This is a genomic window from Variovorax sp. GW821-FHT09D07, from assembly GCF_059416345.1.
In genome coordinates this window covers 752,686-774,457 of the sequence record NZ_JBWKOY010000003.1, presented here as the reverse complement: position 1 = coordinate 774,457, position 21,772 = coordinate 752,686, and the positions used below count along the sequence as shown (strand labels likewise).

The window sequence follows — 21,772 nt, the reverse complement described above, 5'->3', positions numbered from 1 at the left end:
GGCGGGGCTGCGCGCCTCTATATATGCATGCGTCGAGCGGTCGGGCTCAGAACGGCAGCTTGCCGCCGCCTCCGCCCATGCCGGGCATTCCGCCCATGCCCTTCATGCCGCCCATCTTCTTCATCATCTTCATCAGGCCGCCGCCCTTCATCTTCTTCATCATGCCCTGCATCTGCTCGAACTCGTTGAGCAGGCGGTTCACTTCCTGAACCTGCACGCCCGCGCCGGCCGCGATGCGGCGCTTGCGCGTGGCCTTGAGCAGCTCGGGCTTGCGGCGCTCCAGCGGCGTCATGCTCTGGATGATCCCTTCCTTGCGGCGGATGTCGCGCTCGGCGCGGGTCATGTCGGCCTCGGTGGCCTTGGCGGCCATCTGCTGCGGCAGCTTGTCCATCAGGCTGGAGAGGCCGCCCATCTGCTTCATCTGCTGCAGCTGGCCGAGGAAGTCGTTCAGGTCGAAGCCGGCGCCGCTCTTGACCTTGGCGGCCAGCTTCTGCGCCGCCGCCACGTCGACGCCGGCCGTGACCTGCTCGACCAGCGCGACGATGTCGCCCATGCCCAGGATGCGGCCCGCATGGCGCTCGGCATCGAACACCTCGAGGCCGTCGATCTTCTCGCTCACGCCGGCGAACTTGATCGGCACGCCCGTGACCTGGCGCACCGACAGCGCCGCACCGCCGCGCGAATCGCCGTCGGTCTTGGTCAGGATGATGCCGGTGAGGGGCAGCGCTTCCTTGAAGGCCTTGGCGGTGTTGATCGCGTCCTGGCCCTGCATGGCATCGACCACGAACAGGGTTTCGACCGGGTCGAGCTCGGCGTGCAGCTGCTTGATTTCGGTCATCAGCACTTCGTCGATCGCGAGGCGGCCGGCCGTGTCGACCAGCAGCACGTCGAAGTAATGGCGCCTGGCGTGGTCGAGCGCGGCGCGCGCGATGTCCAGCGGCTTCTGGTCGGGCGTGCTCGGGAACCACTCGGCGCCGGCCTGCTTCGTGACGGTCTTGAGCTGTTCGATGGCGGCCGGGCGGTACACGTCGCCCGACACCGTGAGCACCTTCTTCTTGCGCTTCTCGATCAGGTGCTTGGCCAGCTTGGCGGTGGTGGTGGTCTTGCCGGCGCCCTGCAGGCCGGCCATGAGGATCACCGCCGGCGGCTGGGCCGCGAGGTTGATGTCGGAGACGCCCTCGCCCATGGTGGCGGCGAGCTCGCGATTGACGATGCCCACCAGCGCCTGGCCCGGCTTGAGCGAGCCCAGCACTTCCTGGCCGAGCGCCTTCTCCTTCACGCGGGCGACGAAGTCGCGCACCACGGGCAACGCCACGTCGGCCTCCAGCAGCGCCATGCGCACCTCGCGCAGCATGTCCTGCACGTTGCTTTCGGTGATGCGCGCCTGGCCGCTCATCGTCTTGACGAGGCGGGAGAACTTTTCGGTGAGGGCGGTGGCCATGAAGGAAATACCTTGTTGTCCGCGGCAGCGGACCGATGGAAAGTCGTGAAAACCTGGAAGCGGTATGTGGGCCCGCTCTCTCGCGGGGGGTGCCCCCGGCGGGGGTGGGCGAAGCGACGCGACGTGCGCGAAGCCGGGGGGCGAGCCTATACACTCCACCGATGATTTTAGCGATCCCCTCCCCACTCGGCGTGGCGCTGGGCATCGCCACCGCGGCAGCCTACGGTTTTGCCGCTGCCGCCGGTGCGCGGCTCAGCCGCCAGACCACCCAATGGGCGCTCGGCATCGCATGGCTGCTGCACGCTGCAGTGCTCGGCCACGGGCTGATCGGCGGCGACCCTCGCTTCGGTTTTGCGCCGGCGCTGTCGGTCACGGCGTGGCTGGTGCTCACGGTCTACGCGGTCGAAAGCCGCCTGTATCCGCAACTGAAGGCACGCCGCGCGCTGGCCTGGCTGGGCGCGGCGGCCGTGCTGCTGGCGCTGCTGTTCCCGGGCACGCCGCTGCATGTCAGCGCCTCGCCCTGGCTGCCGCTGCACCTGGCGCTGGGCATCGCCTCGTACGGCCTGTTCGGCGCCGCCGTGGTGCACGCCTGGCTGATCACGCGGGCCGAAAAGCAGATCCGCCTAGCCAGTGCCGATGCACAGGCCGGCGTGCCGCTGCTCACGCTGGAACGGCTCACCTTCCGCTTCGTCACGGCGGGCTTCGTGCTGCTGTCGGCCACGCTGCTGGCCGGCCTGTTGTTCAGCGAACAGCTCTACGGCGCCGCCGGCCGCGCCTGGAAGTGGGACCACAAGACGATCTTCTCGGTGCTCGCCTGGCTCAGCTTCGCGGTCCTGCTGACCGGGCGTGCCCGCTTCGGCTGGCGCGGGCGCACCGCGCGGCGCGTGCTCTACGCGGGCGCGGCGCTGCTGCTGCTGGCCTACGTGGGCTCGCGCTTCGTGCTCGAAGTCGTGCTGACGCGCCTGCCCGCATGAAGTACCTGCTCGTCCTCGCGGTGGTGTGGGTCGCGATCTGGCTCTGGCGCAAGAACCGGCGCGAAGAGATGCGCGACGCGCAACAGGAACGCGCCAAGAAGGCACAGCAACGCACGCCGGCCGTCGGCCCGCCGCAGGCGATGGTGCGCTGCGCCCACTGCGGGCTGCACCTGCCCGCGGCCGACGCGCTCCCCGGGCCGGACGGCGCGGTGTTCTGCAGCGCCGCGCACCGCCAGGCCGGCACCTCCGCATGAGTTCGTTGCGCCGGTCGCGCGGCGAGCCGGCCACCGACTGGGACGTGCTCGACCTGAGCGCCGGCGACAGCACGGCTCTGCTGCGGCTGTGGCGCGGCTTCATGGCGGCGCGCTGCTTCGTGGCGCTGGTGCTGGTGCTGCTGCAGGGCGTGGCCTTCGCCATCGGGCAGGCCGTGCAGCCGCTGCCGATCGTGCTGTCGGGCGGCTACCTCGTGCTGGCCTGGCTGGAGATGCGCTACGCGCACTTCGAGCCGCCGATCCGCGGCTTCTCCACCCTCTGGCTGCTGACCATCGGGGTCGACCTGGGCATCTTCAGCGCCTTGCAGGTGCTGCAGGGCGGCAGCGTCAACTACACGCCGCTGTTCGCGTTGCCGGTGCTGATGAGTGCGGTGCTCGGCACGCTGCTCGTGGGCCTGGGCACCACAGCGACCGTGACGCTGCTGCTGCTGGCCGACGCCGGCTGGCACTGGCTGCAACAACCCGGCGATCCTTCGGCGCGCTTCGTGCAGGCCGCCCTCACCGGCACCGGCCTGTTCGTGGTGGCGCTGCTCGCACACGAGCTCGCGCGCCGGCTGGCACGCGAAGAAGCGGTGGCGCAGCGCAGCCGCAGCCACGCGCAGATGCAGGCGCAGGTCAACGACCTGGTGATCGAAACCCTGAGCGAAGGCGTGCTGGTGATCGACACCGACGGCCTGGTGCACGCGGCCAACCCGGCGGCCGACGCGATCCTCGGCCAGGGCCTGGCGCAGCTGCCACTGCCGTTCCCGCTGCACACCCAGCCGGCCTGGCACGCGCTGGCCGCGCTCGCGCGCCAGACCTTCGCGCGCCGCGCGCCGCAGACCGAAGAGATCCCGGTGGCGCAGGCCCGCGGCGCGGCGCGCGAGGTGCGCGTGCGCACCCGGCTCACGCCCACCGACGACCGCCGCGCCGACAGCCTGTGCGTGATGTTCCTGCAGGACCTGCGCGAGCTCGAAGCCCGCATCCGCACCGAAAAGCTCGCCGCGATGGGCCGCATGTCGGCCGCGGTGGCGCATGAAATCCGCAACCCGCTGGCCGCCATCGCACAGGCCAGCGCGCTGCTCAGCGAAGACCTGACCGACCCGGCGCATCGCAAGCTGACCGACATGGTCCAGCACAACGCGCAGCGCCTGGCGCGCATCGTGGACGACGTGCTCGACGTCTCGCGCGCGCGCCAGCAGCGCGTGCTCTCGCTGGGCGAGCAGCTGGTGCTCGACCCGGCCGTGCAGATCCTGGCCGAGGAATGGATACGCCAGACCCAGCGCAAGGGCGTGCGCGTGGCGCTCGAGGCGCCGGGCAGCGAGGTGCGCTTCGAGGCCGAGCACCTGCGCCGCCTGCTGGTGAACCTGCTGGACAACGCGGCGCGCTACGCCAGCCAGCGCGAGGGCGCGATCCAGGTCATCACCACCTTGCAGCGGGCTGGCGTGCAGCGCGCTGCGTTGCTGGTGTGGAGCGACGGCGCGCCGCTGGAGCCGGCGGTGCAGCGCCACCTGTTCGAACCCTTCTTCTCGTCCGAGAGCCGCTCCAGCGGCCTGGGCCTGTTCCTGTGCCGCGAGCTGTGCCGGCGCCACGGCGCCACCATCGGCTACGAACGGCGCGCGCTGGTGCCGGGCGGGCCCGAGGGCAACGAATTCTTCGTCAGCTTCGCCCCGAGCGAAAACCGGCTGACACAATAGCGGCCGTGAGCTCCCTCCCGTCTTCCGCCGCCGCCCCGCGCCCCGCGCAGATCCTCGTCATCGACGACGAACCCGACCTGCGCACGCTCTACGAACTCACGCTGCTGCGTGAAGGCTACCGGGTGGAAGCCGCAGGCAGCGTGTCCGAAGCCTGGCAGCACCTCGAAGCCAGCCGCTTCGACGCCGTGATCACCGACATGCGGCTGCCCGACGGCGAAGGCATGGAGATCATCCACCGCATCCAGAAAGACCAGCGCAGCGAGCGCTGCGTGGTCATGACCGCCTACGGCTCGGCCGAGAACGCGGTCGAGGCGCTGAAGGCCGGCGCCTTCGACTACCTCACGAAGCCGGTCGACCTGAAGCAGTTCCGCGCCGTGGTGGCGTCGGCCGTGCAGGCCAACCGCGCCGCGGTGGTCGTGCCGCAGAAGGCGCCGCCGCAGGCCGCCGGCCAGGGCGGCGAACGCCCCGACGCACTGGCCGTGACGCGCAGCGGCGCCACCGCGCTCGACCGGCTGGTCGGCGACTCCGACCCGATGCGCCTCGTGAAGTCGCGCATCGCCAAGGTGGCGCGCGGCATGGCGCCGGTGCTGGTGCGCGGCGAGTCGGGCACCGGCAAGGAGTTGGTCGCGCGCGCCGTGCACGGCTGCAGCCAGCGCAGCGAAGGCCCCTTTGTCGCGGTGAACTGCGGCGCGATCCCCGAGAACCTGCTCGAGGCCGAGTTCTTCGGCGCCAAGAAGGGCTCGTACACCGGCTCCTCGCAAGACCGCGACGGCTACTTCCAGGCGGCGCGCGACGGCACGCTGTTCCTGGACGAAATCGGCGACCTGCCGCTGGCCATGCAGTCGAAGCTGCTGCGCGCCATTCAAGAGCGCAGCGTGCGCGCCATCGGCTCGACGCAGGAAGACGCGGTCGACGTGCGCATCGTGAGCGCCACCCATAAAGATCTGCACGCCGAGGTGCTGGCCGGCCGCTTCCGGCAGGACCTGTTCTACCGGCTCAACGTGATCGAGATCGCCGTGCCCGCGCTGCGCGAGCGCCGCGAAGACCTGCCCGCGCTGTGCACCGCGCTGCTCGCGCGCATCGCGCAGGACGGCGGCCTGCCCGTGCCGCGCCTGTCCGACGCGCTGCTGCAGCGCCTGGCCCAGCACCCGCTCGACGGCAACGTGCGCGAGCTCGAGAACCTGCTGCACCGCGCCGTGGCGCTGAACGACGGCGACGAGCTGCACATCGACCTGATGGGCGCGATGACGCCGATGCCGGCCGCGCCGCGCGGCGAATCCGCCGAAGCGCCAGCCGCCGTTGCGGTGGCTGCGCCCCCCGCGCCGGCGGTCGAGCCCAAGCCCGCACCGCCGCCGCTGCCCTCCGATCTGCAGGCCTGGCTCGACCAGCAGGAGCGCGAGATCCTCGTGCGCGCGCTGCACGAAAGCGGCTTCAACCGCACGGCCGCCGCCGCGCGGCTGGGCATGAGCCTGCGCCAGATCCGCTACCGCATCGCGCGCCTGGGCATCTCCACGCCCAACGGCGACGACGGCGCCACCGCGCATGCCGACGACTGACGACCCCGTCACCCCACCGGCCGGCGACGACGGACTCTGGCGCGCCGGCTGGTACCGCTTCGCCAAGGCCCTGCCCTCGCCCAACTTCGGCCCGCGCCCCGTCGGCGCGCAGACCGACCTGATCGTGCTGCACTCGATCAGCCTGCCGCCGGGCGAATACGGCGGTGACGCCGTGCAGCAGCTCTTCACCAACCGGCTCGACTGGGACGCGCACCCGTACTTCCAGTCGATCCGCGGGCTCGAGGTGTCGTCGCATTTCTATGTGCGACGCAACGGCGAGCTCTGGCAGTTCGTGAGCTGCGAGGACCGCGCCTGGCATGCCGGCGTGTCGTCGTGGCGCGGACGCACCAACTGCAACGACGACTCCGTCGGCATCGAGCTCGAAGGCCTCGAGGGCGAACGCTTCGAGGAGGCGCAGTACGAGACGCTGGCCAGCCTGTGCGCCGCGCTCGCGCAGCACTACGCCATCGCCCACATCGCCGGCCACGAACACATCGCGCCCGGCCGCAAGCAGGACCCCGGCGCCGGTTTCGACTGGCGTCTGCTGCGCGAACAGCTCGGCTGGAATCCACAGATGTTTCCCGAGCAGGTGGTCGCGCGCTAATTTTTTCAATCGCTCCGTGGCCCGCGATGCGCCGCTCTCGCAGCGCAGCAATCTCGCAAGCGCAGGCACGCGACGTAGCAACCATGCGGCCTGCAGGCCCAAATCGCCTTGCAAGCCGCGCCCCGTGCGGGTTGCGCCACCATGGGCCAGTATTCACGCGGCATCGCTGGCGATGCGCTGGATGCGGCGCAATTCCTGTAAGGGTTGCGTCCATAGGAAAACACTACCTGTAGTGGCTTGTAGGGCACAGACACCCTAGATATAGTGTCTTCCCGTTCGGCAACAACGCCGACGCAAGGCCCGCGAGGCCTTGCCAACCAACAAGAATTGCACAACCGAGAGGAAGCGAATGCAAACTGCACTGAACACCCCGTCGACCCCCCGCGCCGTCCCCGCGACGCCGCAGCAGCAACAAGACACTGCGGGCTCGCCCACCGGGCAGAACCTCGCGCACTACCAGATCATCCGCCGCAACGGCGCCGTCGTTCCCTTCGAACCGAACAAGATCGCCATCGCGATGATGAAGGCCTTCCTGGCGGTGCACGGCACCCAGGGCGCGGCTTCCGCCAGCGTGCGCGAGACCGTCGACACGCTGACGCAAGGCGTGATCCGCGCCATGGTGCGCTCGCGTCCGGGCGGCGGCACCTTCCACATCGAAGACGTGCAGGACCAGGTCGAGCTCGGCCTGATGCGCGGCGGCCACCATGAAATCGCGCGCGCCTACGTGCTGTACCGCGAACGCCGCACCCAGGAACGCTCCAAGCAGGGCGAGCAGGACGTGCCCGCCGCACCGGCGCTGCACGTGCTCGACAACGGCGAGCGCGTGGCACTCGACCTGAACGAGCTCAAGGGCCTGATCGAATCGGCCTGCCAGGGCCTGGGCGACAGCATCACCGCCGCCCCCATCGTCGCCGAGACGATGCGCAACCTGTACGACGGCGTGCCGCTGGACGAGGTCTACAAGGCCTCCATCCTGGCCGCCCGCACGCTGATCGAGAAGGACCCCGACTACACCTTCGCCACCGCGCGCCTGCTGCTGCACACGATCTTCAAGGAGATCATCGGCCGCGAAGTGATGCCGGTCGAGCGCGCCACCGCCTACGCCGACTACTTCCCGCAGTTCATCAAGAAGGGCGTCGAGAACGAGCTGCTCGACGAGAAGCTGCTGCAGTACGACCTGCCCCGCCTGGGCGCCGCCCTGAAGGCCGAGCGCGACAACCAGTTCGACTACCTGGGCCTGCAGACCCTGTACGACCGCTACTTCCTGCACGTGCGCAAGACCCGCATCGAGCTGCCGCAGGCGTTCTTCATGCGCGTGGCCATGGGCCTGTCGCTGAACGAAATCGACCGCGAAGCCCGCGCCATCGAGTTCTACGAAGTGCTGTCGTCGTTCGACTTCATGTCGAGCACGCCCACCCTGTTCAACGCCGGCACGCTGCGTTCGCAGCTCTCGAGCTGCTACCTGACCACCGTGCCCGACGACCTGGACGGCATCTACGAGTCGATCAAGGAAAACGCGCTGCTGTCGAAGTTCGCCGGCGGCCTGGGCAACGACTGGACCCGCGTGCGCGCACTGGGCAGCCACATCAAGGGCACCAACGGCGAATCGCAAGGCGTGGTGCCGTTCCTGAAGGTGGTGAACGACACGGCCGTGGCCGTGAACCAGGGCGGCAAGCGCAAGGGCGCCGTCTGCACGTACCTGGAAACCTGGCACCTCGACATCGAGGAGTTCCTGGAGCTGCGCAAGAACACCGGCGACGACCGCCGCCGCACGCACGACATGAACACCGCCAACTGGATCCCCGACCTGTTCATGCGCCGCGTGATGGAAAAGGGCACCTGGACGCTGTTCTCGCCCTCCAACGTGCCTGACCTGCACGACCTGTTCGGCGCCGACTTCGAAAAGGCCTACGTCGCCTACGAAGAGAAGGCCGCCCGCGGCGAGATCAAGCCCGCGCGCACCCTCCAGGCCTCGGACCTGTGGCGCAAGATGCTCACGATGCTGTTCGAGACCGGCCACCCCTGGATCACGTTCAAGGACGCCTGCAACGTGCGCTCGCCGCAGCAGCACGCCGGCGTGGTGCACTCGTCGAACCTGTGCACCGAGATCACGCTGAACACCAGCGACACCGAAACCGCCGTGTGCAACCTGGGTTCCGTGAACCTGCTGCAGCACCTGAAGGACGGCAAGGTCGACCAGGAAAAGCTCAAGCGCACCATCTCGACCGCGATGCGCATGCTCGACAACGTGATCGACATCAACTACTACGCCGTGAAGAAGGCGCGCGACTCGAACCTGCGCCACCGTCCGGTCGGCCTGGGCCTGATGGGCTTCCAGGACGCGCTGTACGAACTGCGCATTCCCTACGCCTCGCAGGAAGCCGTGCAGTTCGCCGACGAGTCGATGGAAGCCATCTGCTACCACGCCTACTGGGCCTCGACCGAGCTGGCCAAGGAACGCGGCAAGTACTCCAGCTACAAGGGCTCGCTGTGGGACAAGGGCATCCTGCCGATCGACTCGCTCGACCTGCTCGAGAAGGCCCGCGGCGGCTACGTCGAAGTGGACCGCTCGGCCACCCTCGACTGGGATTCGCTGCGCGCCAAGATCAAGGCCGACGGCATGCGCAATTCGAACTGCGTGGCCATCGCCCCCACGGCGACCATCTCGAACATCATCGGCGTGGACGCCTCGATCGAACCCTGCTTCGGCAACCTGTCGGTCAAGTCGAACCTGTCGGGCGAGTTCACCGTGATCAACCACTACCTGGTGCGCGACCTGAAGCGCCTGGGCCTGTGGGACGACGTGATGGTCATGGACCTGAAGCACTTCGACGGCTCGCTGCGTCCCATCGACCGCGTGCCGCAGGACGTGAAGGCGCTGTACGCCACCGCGTTCGAAGTCGAGACGACGTGGCTGGTGGAAGCCGCCGCGCGTCGCCAGAAGTGGATCGACCAGGCGCAGTCGCTGAACATCTACATGGCCGGCGCCTCGGGCAAGAAGCTCGACGACACCTACAAGCTCGCCTGGCTGCGCGGCCTGAAGACCACCTACTACCTGCGCACGCAGAGCGCGACGCACGCTGAGAAGTCGACGGTGCAATCGGGCCGTCTCAACGCGGTGTCGTCGGGCAACGACGCACCCTCGGGCATGAGCGCACTCGAAGCCGCCGCTGCTGCAGCGAAGGCACAGATGAGCGCGATGCCCGCCACCGACATCGCGTTCTGCGGTGTCGACGATCCGACCTGCGAAGCCTGCCAGTGATGTGCAAGTGAAGCGTCAAAGAAGAAGACGCTTCGATCGATCAGCGAGGTGCTCGCACAAGTGAAAAGCGCGCGACGTTCAATCAATCAAGGCATTGACTGACGTCGCGCGATGCATGCGAGCAACATAACAACCCCATAAATGGCGCACGATGTGAACGAGCACTTTGCAACTCACATCGTTGCTCCGATAATTGCGCATTGGATTTTTCTATGTTGACCTGGGACGAAGAAGTCAAGCCCTCCTTACCAAAGGATATGCAACAAGGATTGCAGCAGCACCACGCATCGACCGGCGGTCTTTCCGCTGGCCGCGCGGTCGCCGCTCCGACTTCGTCGCTTGCACAACCCGCCACTGCCACCGCACCGGTGGCCGCCGCTGCAGGCCAGCGCGTCAAGGCTTCCGACAAGCGGATCATCAACGGCCAGACCGACGTCAACCAGCTGGTGCCGTTCAAGTACAAGTGGGCTTGGGAAAAGTACCTCGCCACCTGCGCCAACCACTGGATGCCGCAAGAGGTGAACATGACGCGCGACATCGCGTTGTGGAAAGACCCGAACGGCCTGACCGAAGACGAGCGCCGCATCGTCAAGCGCAACCTCGGCTTCTTCGTGACCGCCGACTCGCTGGCCGCCAACAACATCGTGCTGGGCACCTACCGCCACATCACGGCCCCCGAGTGCCGCCAGTTCCTGCTGCGCCAAGCCTTTGAGGAAGCGATCCACACGCACGCGTACCAGTACATCGTCGAATCGCTCGGCCTGGACGAGAGCGAGATCTTCAACGCCTACAACGAAGTGCCGTCGATCCGCGAGAAGGACCAGTTCCTGATCCCGTTCATCGACGCCATCAGCGACCCGAACTTCAAGACCGGCACGCACGAGACCGACCAGACGCTGCTCAAGTCGCTCATCGTGTTCGCCTGCCTGATGGAAGGTCTCTTCTTCTACGTCGGCTTCACGCAGATCCTTGCGCTGGGCCGCCAGAACAAGATGACCGGCGCCGCCGAGCAGTACCAGTACATCCTGCGCGACGAGTCGATGCACTGCAATTTCGGCATCGACCTGATCAACCAGCTCAAGCTCGAGAATCCTGGCCTGTGGACCGCAGAGTTCAAGGCCGAGATCAAGGACCTCTTCATGAAGGCCGTCGAGCTCGAATACAAATACGCCGAAGACACCATGCCGCGTGGCGTGCTCGGCATGAACGCCTCCATGTTCAAGGGCTACCTGCGCTACATCGCCAACCGGCGCGCGCAGCAGATCGGCCTCGAAACGCTCTTCCCGAACGAGGAAAACCCGTTCCCCTGGATGAGCGAAATGATTGACCTGAAGAAAGAGCGCAACTTTTTCGAAACCCGCGTGATCGAGTACCAGTCGGGTGGTGCGCTCTCCTGGGATTGAATTTTTCGATACACAACAATTCATGAATTCAAGAATTGCCCTTGCCACCGACTGCGCCAAAGAGCGCGGCATGGACGAGGGCTCAGGTGTTCATGGTGCTGGGGCTCAGATTCCAACGCCATGAATCGCTTCACGCTCCCAACGCGCGTGGAGTGCTTCAATAGGTTGATTTTTTCAACTTGATCAAGGAGAAATAGAAATGGCAACTGCAAAGAAAGCGCCGGCCAAGAAGGCCGCTGCAAAGAAGGCTCCGGCTAAGAAGGCTGTCGCCGCGAAGAAGGCTCCGGCAAAGAAGGTCGCGGCCAAGAAGGCTCCGGCCAAGAAGGCTGTCGCCAAGAAGGTCGTAGCGAAGAAGGCTCCGGCAAAGAAGGTCGCGGCCAAGAAGGTTGCAGCCAAGAAGGTCGTAGCGAAGAAGGCTGCACCGGCGAAGAAGGCCGCTGCCAAGAAGGCTCCGGCAAAGAAGGCCGCCGCCAAGAAGGCGCCTGCCAAGAAGGCCGTAGCGAAGAAGGCGCCTGCCAAGAAGGCTGCTGCCAAGAAGGCCCCTGCGAAGAAGGCTGCCGCCAAGAAGGCCCCTGCCAAGAAGGCCGCGGCCAAGAAAGCCGCGAAAAAGCCCGCTGCCAAGCCTGCCGCTGCTGCCAAGAAGCCTGCTGCCAAGAAGGCCGCCGCGCCTGCGAAGGCTGCCGTAGCGCCTGCCCCTGCGGCGCAAACGACGCTGAATCCCCAGGCAGCCTGGCCGTTTCCGACGGCCAGCAAGCCCTGAGTGAATTCTCAGCGGCCTTGAAAGGCACAAAGCCCGGCACCGCAAGGTGCCGGGCTTTTTTCATGGGCGCCCGCTATCGCCGAATCGCCGAAGCGATGCGGGCAGGTCGTCAGCGAATCACAGGTCGAGCGTCGCGCGGTCGATCTGGTAGTTCTGCGGTCCGCGCTGCGCGATCTTGAGCGCACCGATGCGGTTGCCAAGGGCTGCGCAGCGCGCCAGCGGCCATTCCTTTTCCAGGCCGTACAGCAGGCCGCCGCGCCATGCATCGCCGCAGCCCGTGGGCTCGATCACCGCCGTGGGCACCACGCCGGGCACGTGCTCGCGCTCGCCGCCGGTCCACACCTCGCAGCCCTCGGCGGCCAGCGTGACCACGAGGCCGCGCACGCGCTGCGAGATCTCGGCCAGGCTCCAGCCGGTGCGCTGCGACAGCATCTTGCCTTCGTAGTCGTTGACGACGACCCAGCTCGCGAGCTCGATGAAGTGGCGCAGCGCGTCGCCGTCGAACATCGGCAGGCCCTGGCCCGGATCGAACACGAAGGGAATGCCGGCGGAGGCAAACTGCTCGGCGTGCTGCAGCATCGCCTCGCGGCCGTCGGGCGCGATGATGCCGAGCTTGATGTCCTCGCGCGCCACCACCTTCGTGATGTGCGCCTGCTGCATCGCGCCAGGGTGGAACGCCGTGATCTGGTTGTTGTCCGTGTCGTTCATGATCATCGCCTGCGCGGTGAAGGTGTCGTCGAGCTGACGCACGAACTCCGTGCTGATGCCCAGCGTGCGCATGCGCTCGGCGTAGTCCGCGCCGTCGCTGCCCAGCGTGGCCATCGGCAGCGCCGTGCCGCCCAGGGCGTTGAGGCTGTAGGCGATGTTGCCGGCGCAACCACCGAAGTCACGCCGCAGGCCCGGCACCAGGAACGACACATTCAGGATGTGCAGCTGGTCCGGCAGGATCTGGTCGGCGAACCGGCCTTCGAAAGTCATGATGGTGTCGAACGCGAGGGAACCGCAAATCACTGCTGCCATGGGTGGACCGTAGGTTGGATGAGAAAGGGAACGAGCGGCGCGCGTGTCGGCGCTCCGCTCAGGGATAGAAAGCTTCGACGCGGTAACCCGCGATCGGCGGCAGTGCCGCCGCCTCGCTGGCCGACAGGGTCAGCGGCAGCGAGGCCGCGCGATCGGCACGCGCCGCCAGCACGCCCGGCGCGCCGTAGTCGACAGGCGTCAGCACGCGCCGCACGACGGCTTGTTCCTGCGTGTCGAGCAGCGACAGCTCGATGGCCGGCATCGCGAGCGGCACGGTCGCCGCGTTGCGCAAGGTGAAGCTCAACCGGTAGTCGTTGCCGCCGCTCTTCTCGCGCGCGAAGGCCGCGCCTTCGATCACGATGTCGCCGATCTGGCGCAGCGCCGCGAGCTCGCAGCCGGTGTACTGGCACAGCGCCGACAGGGCGGGCCGCAGGTTCGGCTGGCGCGCCACGATGCCGTCGCGCTCATGGCGAACGATCTGCACGATGAGAACCAACGCTGCGAGCACGGCCAGCACCACCAGCAGGCGGCGCACGCCCTTGCGCTGCCAGAAGCCGGTGGCTTTTTCGGCCGGCTCGTCTTCTTCGGCGAAGGGATGGTCTTCAGGCGCCTCGAAGGTCGCGGAGAGCGAGAAGTCCGGCTCGCCTTCGGCACGGATGCCGGGGCCCGGCAGCGGCGCGGACACCTCTTCGTGCTGCGCGTCACGCGCCTTGGCGTTCGCGATCTTGGCCGACTTGGCGCGCGCACGGCGCAGCGCCTTCTGGATCAGGAGCTGGTCGTGGTCCTTCTCTTCCTGCTCGCGCTCTGCGGCCGCGCCGTCGTCGTTCTCACCGGTCGCTGCAACCAGCCCGCGCAGCGCTGAGCTGCGCGGCAGGTCGGGCAAGGGCGGCGCAGGCGGCGGCGATGCGGGAGGCGGTGCGCCGAGGTTCAGGTCGATGTTCGGAAACGGCGGCAGCGAACTCGCGGGCGGACGCCATGCGGGTTCGGTGGCGTCGAGGTCGGACCAGGGCTCGTCCGCGGCGAGGCCGTGTGCGGGCAGCGTCAGTTCGAAAGGCAGCGGGGATGCAGCCGACGCGACGTTGGTGGCGGCAGTCGACAGTCCGGCCTCTTCTTGCGAGGCAGGCGGTGGCGCCTGCGACTCGGACTCGTCGTCGAGAAAGTCCGCCTCCTCGACCGCCGGCCGTGCGGCCGCCAGGTCGATGCGGGCGTCCTCGAAAGACGCCACCAGTGCGGCCATCGAAGACATCGGCGAAGGTGGCGGCGTGGGCGCGGGTGCCGGCGCGGCAGGCGCGGACACCGCACCGTCGGGCGCCTCCTGCAGGTCGAGCGTGGCATCGAACACATGGCTGCAGCGGCCGCAGCGCACCCAGCCGTCCGAGATGCGAAGCTGGTCGCGCACCACCTTGAAGGTGGTGGTGCAGGCGGGGCAACGCGTGACGAGGCTCATGACCGGGCGATTGTAGGGTTGGGCCCCCGCCGTGCAGGCAGGTGCCCGGGGCACTCGCGGTGCGAGCACCCGGCCGCGCGCTTCAGCAGCGCGCAGTCATGAGGATCCAGCCGTCCTCGGTGTCGCTGACTTCGAGCGCGGCGTACGGCGCATAGGCCGCCTTGAGCTCGTCGGCCTGGCGCTCGAGGATGCCGGCCAGCACCAGCGAACCGCCAGCGGCCACATGGCTGCGCAGCAGCGGCGCTAGCACCTTGAGCGGCGTCGCGAGGATGTTGGCAAGCACCGTCTGGTACTCGCCCTTCGCCGCTTCGGGCAGGCCTGCGTTCAGCTGCACGCCGTTGGCCTCGGCGTTGAGCCGGGTCGAGGAGACCGCGGCTTCGTCGATGTCGACGGCGTCGATGTTGCGCGCGCCGAACTTGGCCGCGCCGATGGCCAGGATGCCGGAGCCGCAGCCGTAGTCGAGCACGCGCTGGTCGGCAAAGGCGCCCTCGCCTTGCGTCGCGATCCAGCGCAGGCACATGCGCGTGGTCGGGTGCGTGCCCGTGCCGAAGGCCAGGCCCGGGTCGAGCCGGATCACCTGCTTGGCCTGCGCGGGCGGCTCGTGCCAGGTGGGCACGATCCAGAACTCGGGCGTGATCTCGACCGGCGCGAACTGCGATTGCGTGAGCCGCACCCAGTCCTGGTCAGGCACCGGCGCCACGCCGAGCACCGCGCAGCCTTCGAAGAAGTCCTGCAGCGCGAGCACCGAGGCCGCCTCGTGGGCAGCAGCTTCGTCGGGGAACAGCGCGATCACGCGCGAACGCTGCCAGCCCTCCTTGGGCGGCGGCATGCCGGGCTCGCCGAACAGGGCCTGCTCGGCATCGGTCTGCGCATCGGCGTCTTCGACCGACACGCTCAGCGCATCGAGTGCGTCGAGCGCATCGCCGAGCATTTCGACCCGGTCTTCCGGCGCCATGAGGCGGAGTTCAAACATACAGGGCGTTGCGCGTGGACTCAGCGCTTGTGCGCTGCGAGCCACTCTTCGAGGTAATGAATGTTCGTGCCGCCGCTCATGAACTTGGCGTCGACCATCAGCTCGCGGTGCAGCGGCATGTTGGTCTGGATGCCTTCGATCACCGTCTCGTTCAGGGCCGTGCGCATGCGCGCCATGGCCTGTTCGCGGGTGTCGCCGTACACGATGATCTTGCCGATCATCGAGTCGTAGTTCGGGGGCACGAAGTAGTTGGTGTACACGTGCGAGTCGACGCGCACGCCCGGGCCGCCCGGCGGGTGCCACATGGTGATGCGACCCGGCGACGGCGTGAACTTCCACGGGTCTTCGGCGTTGATGCGCACCTCGATGGCGTGGCCGCGCATCTCGATCTGGCGCTGCGTGAACGGCAGCTTCTCGCCGGCGGCGACCATGATCTGCGTCTTCACGATGTCGATGCCGGTGGTGAACTCCGTGACCGGATGCTCCACCTGCACGCGCGTGTTCATCTCGATGAAGTAGAACTCGCCGTTCTCGTACAGGAACTCGAAGGTGCCGGCGCCGCGGTAGCCGATCTTCTTGCAGGCAGTGGCGCAGCGCTCGCCGATCTTCTCGATCAGCTTGCGCGGAATGCCGGGAGCCGGCGATTCCTCGATCACCTTCTGGTGGCGGCGCTGCATGGAGCAGTCGCGCTCGCCCAGGTAGACCGCGTTCTTGTGCTTGTCCGCGAGGATCTGGATTTCGATGTGGCGCGGGTTCTGGAGAAACTTCTCCATGTACACGGCCGGATTGTTGAAGGCCGCAGCGGCTTCCGCCTTGGTCATCTGGATCGCGTTGACCAGCGCCGCCTCGGTGTGCACCACGCGCATACCGCGGCCACCGCCGCCGCCTGCCGCCTTGATGATGACCGGGTAGCCGATCGCGCGGGCGATGCGCTTGTTGGTGGCGGCGTCGTCCGACAGTTCGCCTTCCGAGCCGGGCACGCAGGGCACGCCAGCCTTGATCATGGCCTGCTTGGCCGAGACCTTGTCACCCATCGTGCGGATGTTGTCGGGCGTCGGGCCGATGAACTGGAAGCCGCTTTGCTCCACGCGCTCAGCGAAATTGGCGTTCTCGCTCAGGAAACCATAGCCGGGGTGGATGGCTTCGGCGTCGGTCACCTCGGCGGCCGAGATGATGGCCGGCATGTTGAGGTAGCTCAGGCCCGAAGGCGCCGGGCCGATGCACACGGCTTCCTGCGCCAGCTTGACGTACTTGGCTTCGCGATCGGCTTCGGAATAGACCATCACGGCCTTGATGCCCATTTCGCTGCAGGCACGCTGGATCCGAAGGGCGATCTCCCCCCGGTTTGCAACCAGAATCTTCTTGAACATGCTTACTCGATGATGAACAGCGGCTGGCCGTATTCGACCGCCTGGCCGTTTTCGCCGAGGATCTGCGTGACCGTGCCGGCCTTGTCGGCCTCGATTTCGTTGAGGATCTTCATCGCTTCGATGATGCAGAGCGTGTCGCCCTCGTTCACCTTGCTGCCGACTTCGACGAAGGCCGCGGCGCCCGGGCTGGACGAACGGTAGAAGGTGCCGACCATCGGCGACTTCACGGCGTGGCCGCTCGGTGCGGCTTCGACGGCAGGAGCCGCGGCAGCCGGAGCAGCAGCACCGGCCACGGCGGGCGCTGCCACGGCGGGCGCGGCGGCCAGGGTCTGCACGTACTGCACGGGGGCGGCACCGCCACCCTTGACGATGCGGACCTTGCCTTCGGTCTCGGTGATTTCCAGTTCGGAAATATTCGATTCGGACACCAGATCGATCAGTGTCTTGAGTTTGCGCAGATCCATGGGACTCCAGTGCCAGCTTTGCCGGTCTTTAGGAAAGAACTTGACCGAAAACCGTCGATTTTCGGCGTTTGGCGTCTAACGCCAGCTTGTGTATTTAAATTCTAACCGTGAACAAGTTGGCGTCGCCAAGCGTCCAGGTCGGTCGTTTCAAGCTTGCCCATTTTACGAGCCAGCACCGAACCGTCGGCATGGAGCACCAAGGTGAACGGCAGGCCGCCCCCGGTATTGCCCAGATTCTTCACCAGTTCCATGCCCTGCAAGCCGGCCAGCGCGGTCGGGTAGGTGACCGGCGTGCGCTGCAGGAACTTGCGCACGGCACTGGGCTGGTCGATGGCCAATCCCACCACTTGCCAGCCGTTGGCGCCGTGTTCGCGGAAAAAGGCGTCGATCATCGGCATTTCTTCGACACAAGGCGGGCACCACGTGGCCCAGAAGTTGAGCAGCACGGGCTTGCCGCGCAGACTCGACAGGGCCAGCTCACCGCCCTCGGGGCGCTCGAAGCGCTGGTCCCAGAACATGGCGGCATCGAGCTTTTCGCCGCCGGTGGCCGCGACGCCGCTGTCATTGCGCTCCCGCCACCAGGCGCCGGCAATGCCGGCCGCGGCAGCGACTGCCGCCACGCCGGCATACAGCATGCCGCGTCGTGTGGGCGTTGAAGTCATTACTGGTCCTTTTCTTGTTCAATGCGTCGGCGCAGCGCGTTCAGGTCGCCGCGCGGCGCGCGCCCCTGGGCGTCGGGCTTGAGGGCGCCGCGCAGGTCGTCGAGGTCATACACCAGCAGGTGGACCCCGATTTCCTCGCCCAGTGCCCGGCTCGGCGCGTGGACGCTGAGGGCTTCGACCTGCTCGCCATGGAAGCCGGTCACCATGCGCGGCTCGTAGTCCACGTGGTGATCGATCAGGGCGATTTCGGCCGACTTGGAATCATCGCAGAACAATTGAATATAAATGTCTGACAAACGTGTGGCCGTGCCGTGCCAGACGGCGCCGCCCACATGCGGCCGGAACACGGCCATGCGCTCCATCCACTCGAGCGCGAGCAGGCGCAGCGCGTGCAGTTCCTGGGGCTGGGTGTCGGCGCAGAAGACCGCGATGTAGTCGCGCACCTCGGCCTCGACCTCGTCGTTGTTGGGCAGCGCGGTGCGCGTCGGGAGGCCGAGTTCGCGCAGCGCCCGGCGCTTGGCCGGGCCGTACTCAAGCCCCTCCTCGACGACGAGTCGGGCGGCAACGGCGGCGATTTCACGCTTGGACGTGTCCATCGGGGCATTTTGCCCGCTGCGGACGTCCCTCACATGAACATCAGTACGGCGCCCGGGGCGAAGCCGCCGGGGCGCCCGCAGTGCCTCCCTAGAATTGGCCGATGCACATTCATATTCTGGGTATCTGCGGCACGTTCATGGGTGGCGTCGCCGCCCTCGCACGCGAAGCAGGCCACCGGGTCACGGGCTGCGACGCCGGCGTGTACCCCCCGATGAGCGACCAGCTGCGCGCGCTCGGCATCGATCTCATCGAAGGCTTCGGCGCCGACCAGCTGGCCCTCGCCCCCGACATGTTCGTGGTCGGCAACGTCGTCTCGCGGGCCCGGCTGCCCGATGGCAGCCCCAAGTTCCCGCTGATGGAAGCCATCCTGGACGCCGGCAAGCCCTACACCAGCGGCCCGCAGTGGCTGGCCGAGCACGTGCTGCAGGGCCGCCATGTGCTGGCCGTGGCGGGTACGCACGGCAAGACGACCACCACCTCGATGCTGGCCTGGGTGCTCGAACAGGGCGGCAAGGCGCCCGGCTTCCTGGTCGGCGGCGTGCCGCTGGACTTCGGCGTGTCGGCCCGCTTGGGCGACGGCCCGGCCTTCGTGATCGAGGCCGACGAGTACGACACCGCCTTCTTCGACAAGCGCAGCAAGTTCGTTCACTACCGGCCGCGCACAGCCGTGCTGAACAACCTGGAGTTCGATCACGCCGACATCTTCGACGATCTGGCCGCTATCGAGCGCCAGTTCCATCACCTCGTGCGCACCGTGCCCGGCACCGGGCGCCTGGTGGTGAACGCCACCGAAGAGAGCCTGCAGCGCGTGCTGGCCCAGGGCTGCTGGAGCGAACTCGCCCGTTTCGGCGACGGCGGCCCGGCCACGGAATGGCAGGCGCGCGGCACGCACGACGCCTTCGACGTGCTGCACCGCGGCGAGGTGGTCGGCCGGGTCGAGTGGGAACTCTCCGGTCTGCACAACCAGATGAACGCGCTGGCCGCCATCGCGGCGGCCGACCACGTGGGCGTGCCGCCGGCCGATGCGGCCCGCGCACTCGGGCGCTTTCGCAACGTGCGCCGCCGCATGGAATTGCGCGGCACGGTCGAGGGCCAGGGCGGAGCGATCACCGTCTACGACGACTTCGCCCACCACCCCACCGCGATCCGCACCACGCTCGATGGCCTGCGCAAGAAGCTCGACGACGCCGGCAAGCAAAGTGAGCGCATCCTCGCGGCCTTCGAACCGCGCAGCAACACGATGAAGCTGGGCGTGATGGCCGCGCAGCTGCCGTGGAGCCTGGAATCGGCTGACCTGTCGTTCTGCCACACGGCCGGCCTCGACTGGGACGCGGCGGCCGCGCTGGCACCGATGGGCGCACGCGCCCAGGTCGCCGGCGCCATCGAGCCGCTGGTGCAGCAGGTCGTGGCCGCGGCGCGGCCCGGCGATCACATCGTCTGCATGAGCAACGGCGGCTTCGGCGGCGTGCACGAGAAACTGCTGGACGCCCTGCGCGCCGCCCAATCATCATGAACGGCATGCGCGCGCGCGAGCTGATCGACACCTTGAAGCTCCAGCCCCACCCCGAGGGCGGCTGGTACAGCGAGGTGTTCCGGTCGGCCGCGAGCGTGACGCCCGCCGACGGCCGCGCGCCGCGCAGCGCGCTGACCAGCATCTATTTCCTGCTCGAAGTCCACCAGCATTCGCGCTGGCACCGGGTGCTGTCCGACGAAGTCTGGGTGCACCTGGAAGGTGTGCCGCTGGCGCTGTGGACCTGCGACGCCGCGATGCGGACCGCGCCGGCTCACGTGAAGCTGGGCCCGGTCGATGTGCACGGCACCCGGCCACAGCACGTGGTGCCTGCTGGCCAGTGGCAGGCCGCGCGCCCGATCCAGGGCCACGCAGCCGGCGACTACACGCTGGTCGCCTGCATGGTCGGGCCGGGCTTCGACTTCGCCGACTTCTCGCTGGTGCCGCCCGGCAGCGACGAGGCGGCGTCGATGCGGCACCACTGGCCCGACCTGGCCAGCATGCTCTAACTAATAGCGCTTCAGCCCCGGCGCTGCTTGACGGCTTGAGACAGCGTCTCGAGCACCTGCACCGAATCGTCCCAGCCGATGCAGGCGTCGGTGATGCTCTTGCCGTACTCGAGGCCCGACAACTGGTCCTTGCCCGGCGTGAACTTCTGGGCGCCCGCCTGCAGATGGCTTTCGATCATCACGCCGAACACGCGCTTCGAACCGCCGGCGATCTGGCCGGCGATGTCCTTCGCGACGTCGATCTGCTTCTGGTGCTGCTTGGAGCTGTTGGCGTGGCTGCAGTCGACCATGAGCGTGGGCGGCAGCTTGGCGGCTTCGAGGTCCTTGCAGGCCGCTTCGACGCTGGCGGCGTCGTAGTTCGGCGTCTTGCCGCCGCGCAGGATCACGTGGCAGTCGCGGTTGCCGTTGGTCTGCACGATCGCGACCTGGCCGTTCTTGTGCACCGACAGGAAGTGGTGGCCGCGCGCCGCGGCCTGGATGGCGTCGGTGGCGATGCGGATGTTGCCGTCGGTGCCGTTCTTGAAACCGATGGGGGCCGACAGGCCCGAGGCCAGCTCGCGATGCACCTGGCTTTCGGTGGTGCGCGCACCGATGGCGCCCCAGGCGATCAGGTCGCCGATGTACTGCGGCGAGATCACGTCGAGGAACTCGCTGCCCGCCGGCAGGCCCAGGCGGTTGATGTCGATCAGCAGCTGGCGCGCGATGCGCAGGCCTTCGTCGATGCGGTAGCTCTCGTCCAGGTACGGGTCGTTGATGAGCCCCTTCCAGCCGACCGTGGTGCGCGGCTTCTCGAAGTACACGCGCATCACGATCTCCAGCGTGCCGGCGTACTTGTCGCGCTCGGCCTTGAGGCGGCGGGCGTACTCGAGGGCCGCAGCCGGGTCGTGGATCGAACACGGGCCCATGATCACCAGCAGCCGGTCGTCCTTGCCGGCCATGATGTTGTGGATGCCGCGGCGGGTGCCGGTGATCAGCGTTTCGATCGGCGTGCCGCGGATCGGGAAGAAGCGGATCAGATGTTCGGGAGGGGGGAGCACGTTGATGTCCTTGATGCGTTCGTCGTCGGTCTTGCTGGTTTTTTCGACGCTCGCATACCAGCTGTCGCCGGCGGGAGGGGTGTTCGTGCTCATGGTTCTCTTCCTTGTTGGTGTGAATGAAAAATCGTCAGGGCATAAAAAAACCGCCGGGGGCTGGAAGCCACCGGCGGTTCTGGGAGGGTGTTCGTTTGCTTTACGCGCTCGCCTCTCGTCCGCCGGAAACCGGGAACCAAAA

General features: G+C 67.6%; 19 protein-coding genes. 10 read left to right on the top strand and 9 right to left on the bottom strand.

Translation table 11 applies throughout. The features are described 5' to 3' along the window. Positions 1–46: 46 nt before the first annotated feature. Positions 47–1,441, bottom strand: coding sequence for a signal recognition particle protein (ffh, locus tag AC07OX_RS15045; RefSeq protein ID WP_095743629.1), 1,395 nt, complete (start codon positions 1,439–1,441; stop codon positions 47–49). A gap of 161 nt (positions 1,442–1,602) precedes the next feature. Between ffh and AC07OX_RS15040 the strand changes: the two genes are divergently transcribed. The 8 genes from AC07OX_RS15040 to AC07OX_RS15005 all read left to right on the top strand — a co-directional run bounded on the left by AC07OX_RS15040 (position 1,603) and on the right by AC07OX_RS15005 (position 11,948). After that, the gene (locus AC07OX_RS15040; RefSeq protein WP_056575582.1) at positions 1,603–2,415 is read left to right on the top strand and encodes a cytochrome C assembly family protein; all 813 of its coding nucleotides are present in this window, start codon (positions 1,603–1,605) and stop codon (positions 2,413–2,415) included. Next, positions 2,412–2,669 (top strand): PP0621 family protein, encoded by a 258-nt coding sequence (locus AC07OX_RS15035; protein ID WP_062480350.1) that lies wholly within the window; start codon positions 2,412–2,414, stop codon positions 2,667–2,669. Before AC07OX_RS15040 ends, AC07OX_RS15035 begins: the two co-directional genes overlap by 4 nt. Next, complete coding sequence (locus AC07OX_RS15030; RefSeq protein WP_495261925.1) at positions 2,666–4,363, top strand: two-component system sensor histidine kinase NtrB; 1,698 nt, start codon at positions 2,666–2,668, stop codon at positions 4,361–4,363. The genes AC07OX_RS15035 and AC07OX_RS15030 overlap by 4 nt, the downstream gene beginning before the upstream one ends. Before the next feature lie 5 nt (positions 4,364–4,368). Continuing rightward, positions 4,369–5,919, top strand: coding sequence for a sigma-54-dependent transcriptional regulator (locus AC07OX_RS15025; protein ID WP_495261924.1), 1,551 nt, complete (start codon positions 4,369–4,371; stop codon positions 5,917–5,919). Continuing rightward, positions 5,906–6,523, top strand: coding sequence for a 1,6-anhydro-N-acetylmuramyl-L-alanine amidase AmpD (gene ampD / locus AC07OX_RS15020; protein ID WP_495261923.1), 618 nt, complete (start codon positions 5,906–5,908; stop codon positions 6,521–6,523). Before AC07OX_RS15025 ends, ampD begins: the two co-directional genes overlap by 14 nt. A 349-nt stretch (positions 6,524–6,872) precedes the next feature. Continuing rightward, positions 6,873–9,785 (top strand): ribonucleoside-diphosphate reductase subunit alpha, encoded by a 2,913-nt coding sequence (locus AC07OX_RS15015; RefSeq protein ID WP_062480342.1) that lies wholly within the window; start codon positions 6,873–6,875, stop codon positions 9,783–9,785. 212 nt (positions 9,786–9,997) lie between these two features. Then, positions 9,998–11,188, top strand: coding sequence for a ribonucleotide-diphosphate reductase subunit beta (locus AC07OX_RS15010; protein ID WP_062480340.1), 1,191 nt, complete (start codon positions 9,998–10,000; stop codon positions 11,186–11,188). Positions 11,189–11,387: 199 nt separating this feature from the next. Further along, positions 11,388–11,948 (top strand): histone H1-like DNA-binding protein, encoded by a 561-nt coding sequence (locus AC07OX_RS15005; RefSeq protein WP_056575601.1) that lies wholly within the window; start codon positions 11,388–11,390, stop codon positions 11,946–11,948. A gap of 117 nt (positions 11,949–12,065) precedes the next feature. Here the strand turns inward: AC07OX_RS15005 and AC07OX_RS15000 are convergent, their stop codons facing one another. The 7 genes from AC07OX_RS15000 to AC07OX_RS14970 all read right to left on the bottom strand — a co-directional run bounded on the left by AC07OX_RS15000 (position 12,066) and on the right by AC07OX_RS14970 (position 18,480). After that, the gene (locus tag AC07OX_RS15000) at positions 12,066–12,968 is read right to left on the bottom strand and encodes a carbohydrate kinase family protein (RefSeq protein ID WP_495261922.1); all 903 of its coding nucleotides are present in this window, start codon (positions 12,966–12,968) and stop codon (positions 12,066–12,068) included. Positions 12,969–13,026: 58 nt separating this feature from the next. After that, a complete protein-coding gene (locus AC07OX_RS14995; protein ID WP_495261921.1) occupies positions 13,027–14,415 on the bottom strand; it encodes a zinc-ribbon and DUF3426 domain-containing protein in 1,389 nt (462 codons plus the stop codon). An 82-nt stretch (positions 14,416–14,497) separates the two neighbouring features. After that, on the bottom strand, positions 14,498–15,388 hold the full coding sequence (gene prmA, locus AC07OX_RS14990) for a 50S ribosomal protein L11 methyltransferase (RefSeq protein WP_062480334.1): 891 nt from the start codon (positions 15,386–15,388) through the stop codon (positions 14,498–14,500). A gap of 20 nt (positions 15,389–15,408) precedes the next feature. Continuing rightward, on the bottom strand, positions 15,409–16,758 hold the full coding sequence (accC, locus tag AC07OX_RS14985) for an acetyl-CoA carboxylase biotin carboxylase subunit (RefSeq protein WP_062480332.1): 1,350 nt from the start codon (positions 16,756–16,758) through the stop codon (positions 15,409–15,411). 2 nt (positions 16,759–16,760) lie between these two features. Beyond that, positions 16,761–17,222 (bottom strand): acetyl-CoA carboxylase biotin carboxyl carrier protein, encoded by a 462-nt coding sequence (gene accB / locus AC07OX_RS14980; protein WP_070060113.1) that lies wholly within the window; start codon positions 17,220–17,222, stop codon positions 16,761–16,763. A gap of 101 nt (positions 17,223–17,323) precedes the next feature. After that, positions 17,324–17,884 carry a TlpA family protein disulfide reductase gene (locus AC07OX_RS14975; protein WP_062481237.1) on the bottom strand — a complete coding sequence of 187 codons (561 nt, stop codon included), beginning with the start codon at positions 17,882–17,884 and terminating at the stop codon, positions 17,324–17,326. Beyond that, positions 17,884–18,480, bottom strand: coding sequence for a hypothetical protein (locus tag AC07OX_RS14970; RefSeq protein ID WP_062481235.1), 597 nt, complete (start codon positions 18,478–18,480; stop codon positions 17,884–17,886). Before AC07OX_RS14970 ends, AC07OX_RS14975 begins: the two co-directional genes overlap by 1 nt. Before the next feature lie 101 nt (positions 18,481–18,581). Between AC07OX_RS14970 and mpl the strand changes: the two genes are divergently transcribed. After that, complete coding sequence (mpl, locus tag AC07OX_RS14965; RefSeq protein WP_495261920.1) at positions 18,582–19,994, top strand: UDP-N-acetylmuramate:L-alanyl-gamma-D-glutamyl-meso-diaminopimelate ligase; 1,413 nt, start codon at positions 18,582–18,584, stop codon at positions 19,992–19,994. Continuing rightward, complete coding sequence (locus AC07OX_RS14960) at positions 19,991–20,500, top strand: cupin domain-containing protein (RefSeq protein WP_095948193.1); 510 nt, start codon at positions 19,991–19,993, stop codon at positions 20,498–20,500. Before mpl ends, AC07OX_RS14960 begins: the two co-directional genes overlap by 4 nt. 11 nt (positions 20,501–20,511) lie before the next feature. On the opposite strand, the gene AC07OX_RS14955 is transcribed toward AC07OX_RS14960, so the two are convergent. Further along, the gene (locus AC07OX_RS14955) at positions 20,512–21,630 is read right to left on the bottom strand and encodes a 3-deoxy-7-phosphoheptulonate synthase (protein WP_062481230.1); all 1,119 of its coding nucleotides are present in this window, start codon (positions 21,628–21,630) and stop codon (positions 20,512–20,514) included. Between the last annotated feature and the right edge of the window lie 142 nt (positions 21,631–21,772).

Bases quoted from the DNA above. Each gene is read 5' to 3' on its own strand.
- ffh (WP_095743629.1), bottom strand. From the start codon at position 1,441: ATGGCCACCGCCCTCACCGAAAAGTTCTCCCGCCTCGTCAAGACGATG.
- AC07OX_RS15040 (WP_056575582.1), top strand. From the start codon at position 1,603: ATGATTTTAGCGATCCCCTCCCCACTCGGCGTGGCGCTGGGCATCGCC.
- AC07OX_RS15035 (WP_062480350.1), top strand. From the start codon at position 2,412: ATGAAGTACCTGCTCGTCCTCGCGGTGGTGTGGGTCGCGATCTGGCTC.
- AC07OX_RS15030 (WP_495261925.1), top strand. From the start codon at position 2,666: ATGAGTTCGTTGCGCCGGTCGCGCGGCGAGCCGGCCACCGACTGGGAC.
- ampD (WP_495261923.1), top strand. From the start codon at position 5,906: ATGCCGACGACTGACGACCCCGTCACCCCACCGGCCGGCGACGACGGA.
- AC07OX_RS15015 (WP_062480342.1), top strand. From the start codon at position 6,873: ATGCAAACTGCACTGAACACCCCGTCGACCCCCCGCGCCGTCCCCGCG.
- AC07OX_RS15010 (WP_062480340.1), top strand. From the start codon at position 9,998: ATGTTGACCTGGGACGAAGAAGTCAAGCCCTCCTTACCAAAGGATATG.
- AC07OX_RS15005 (WP_056575601.1), top strand. From the start codon at position 11,388: ATGGCAACTGCAAAGAAAGCGCCGGCCAAGAAGGCCGCTGCAAAGAAG.
- AC07OX_RS15000 (WP_495261922.1), bottom strand. From the start codon at position 12,968: ATGGCAGCAGTGATTTGCGGTTCCCTCGCGTTCGACACCATCATGACT.
- AC07OX_RS14995 (WP_495261921.1), bottom strand. From the start codon at position 14,415: ATGAGCCTCGTCACGCGTTGCCCCGCCTGCACCACCACCTTCAAGGTG.
- prmA (WP_062480334.1), bottom strand. From the start codon at position 15,388: ATGTTTGAACTCCGCCTCATGGCGCCGGAAGACCGGGTCGAAATGCTC.
- accC (WP_062480332.1), bottom strand. From the start codon at position 16,758: ATGTTCAAGAAGATTCTGGTTGCAAACCGGGGGGAGATCGCCCTTCGG.
- accB (WP_070060113.1), bottom strand. From the start codon at position 17,222: ATGGATCTGCGCAAACTCAAGACACTGATCGATCTGGTGTCCGAATCG.
- AC07OX_RS14975 (WP_062481237.1), bottom strand. From the start codon at position 17,884: ATGACTTCAACGCCCACACGACGCGGCATGCTGTATGCCGGCGTGGCG.
- AC07OX_RS14970 (WP_062481235.1), bottom strand. From the start codon at position 18,480: ATGGACACGTCCAAGCGTGAAATCGCCGCCGTTGCCGCCCGACTCGTC.
- mpl (WP_495261920.1), top strand. From the start codon at position 18,582: ATGCACATTCATATTCTGGGTATCTGCGGCACGTTCATGGGTGGCGTC.
- AC07OX_RS14960 (WP_095948193.1), top strand. From the start codon at position 19,991: ATGAACGGCATGCGCGCGCGCGAGCTGATCGACACCTTGAAGCTCCAG.
- AC07OX_RS14955 (WP_062481230.1), bottom strand. From the start codon at position 21,630: ATGAGCACGAACACCCCTCCCGCCGGCGACAGCTGGTATGCGAGCGTC.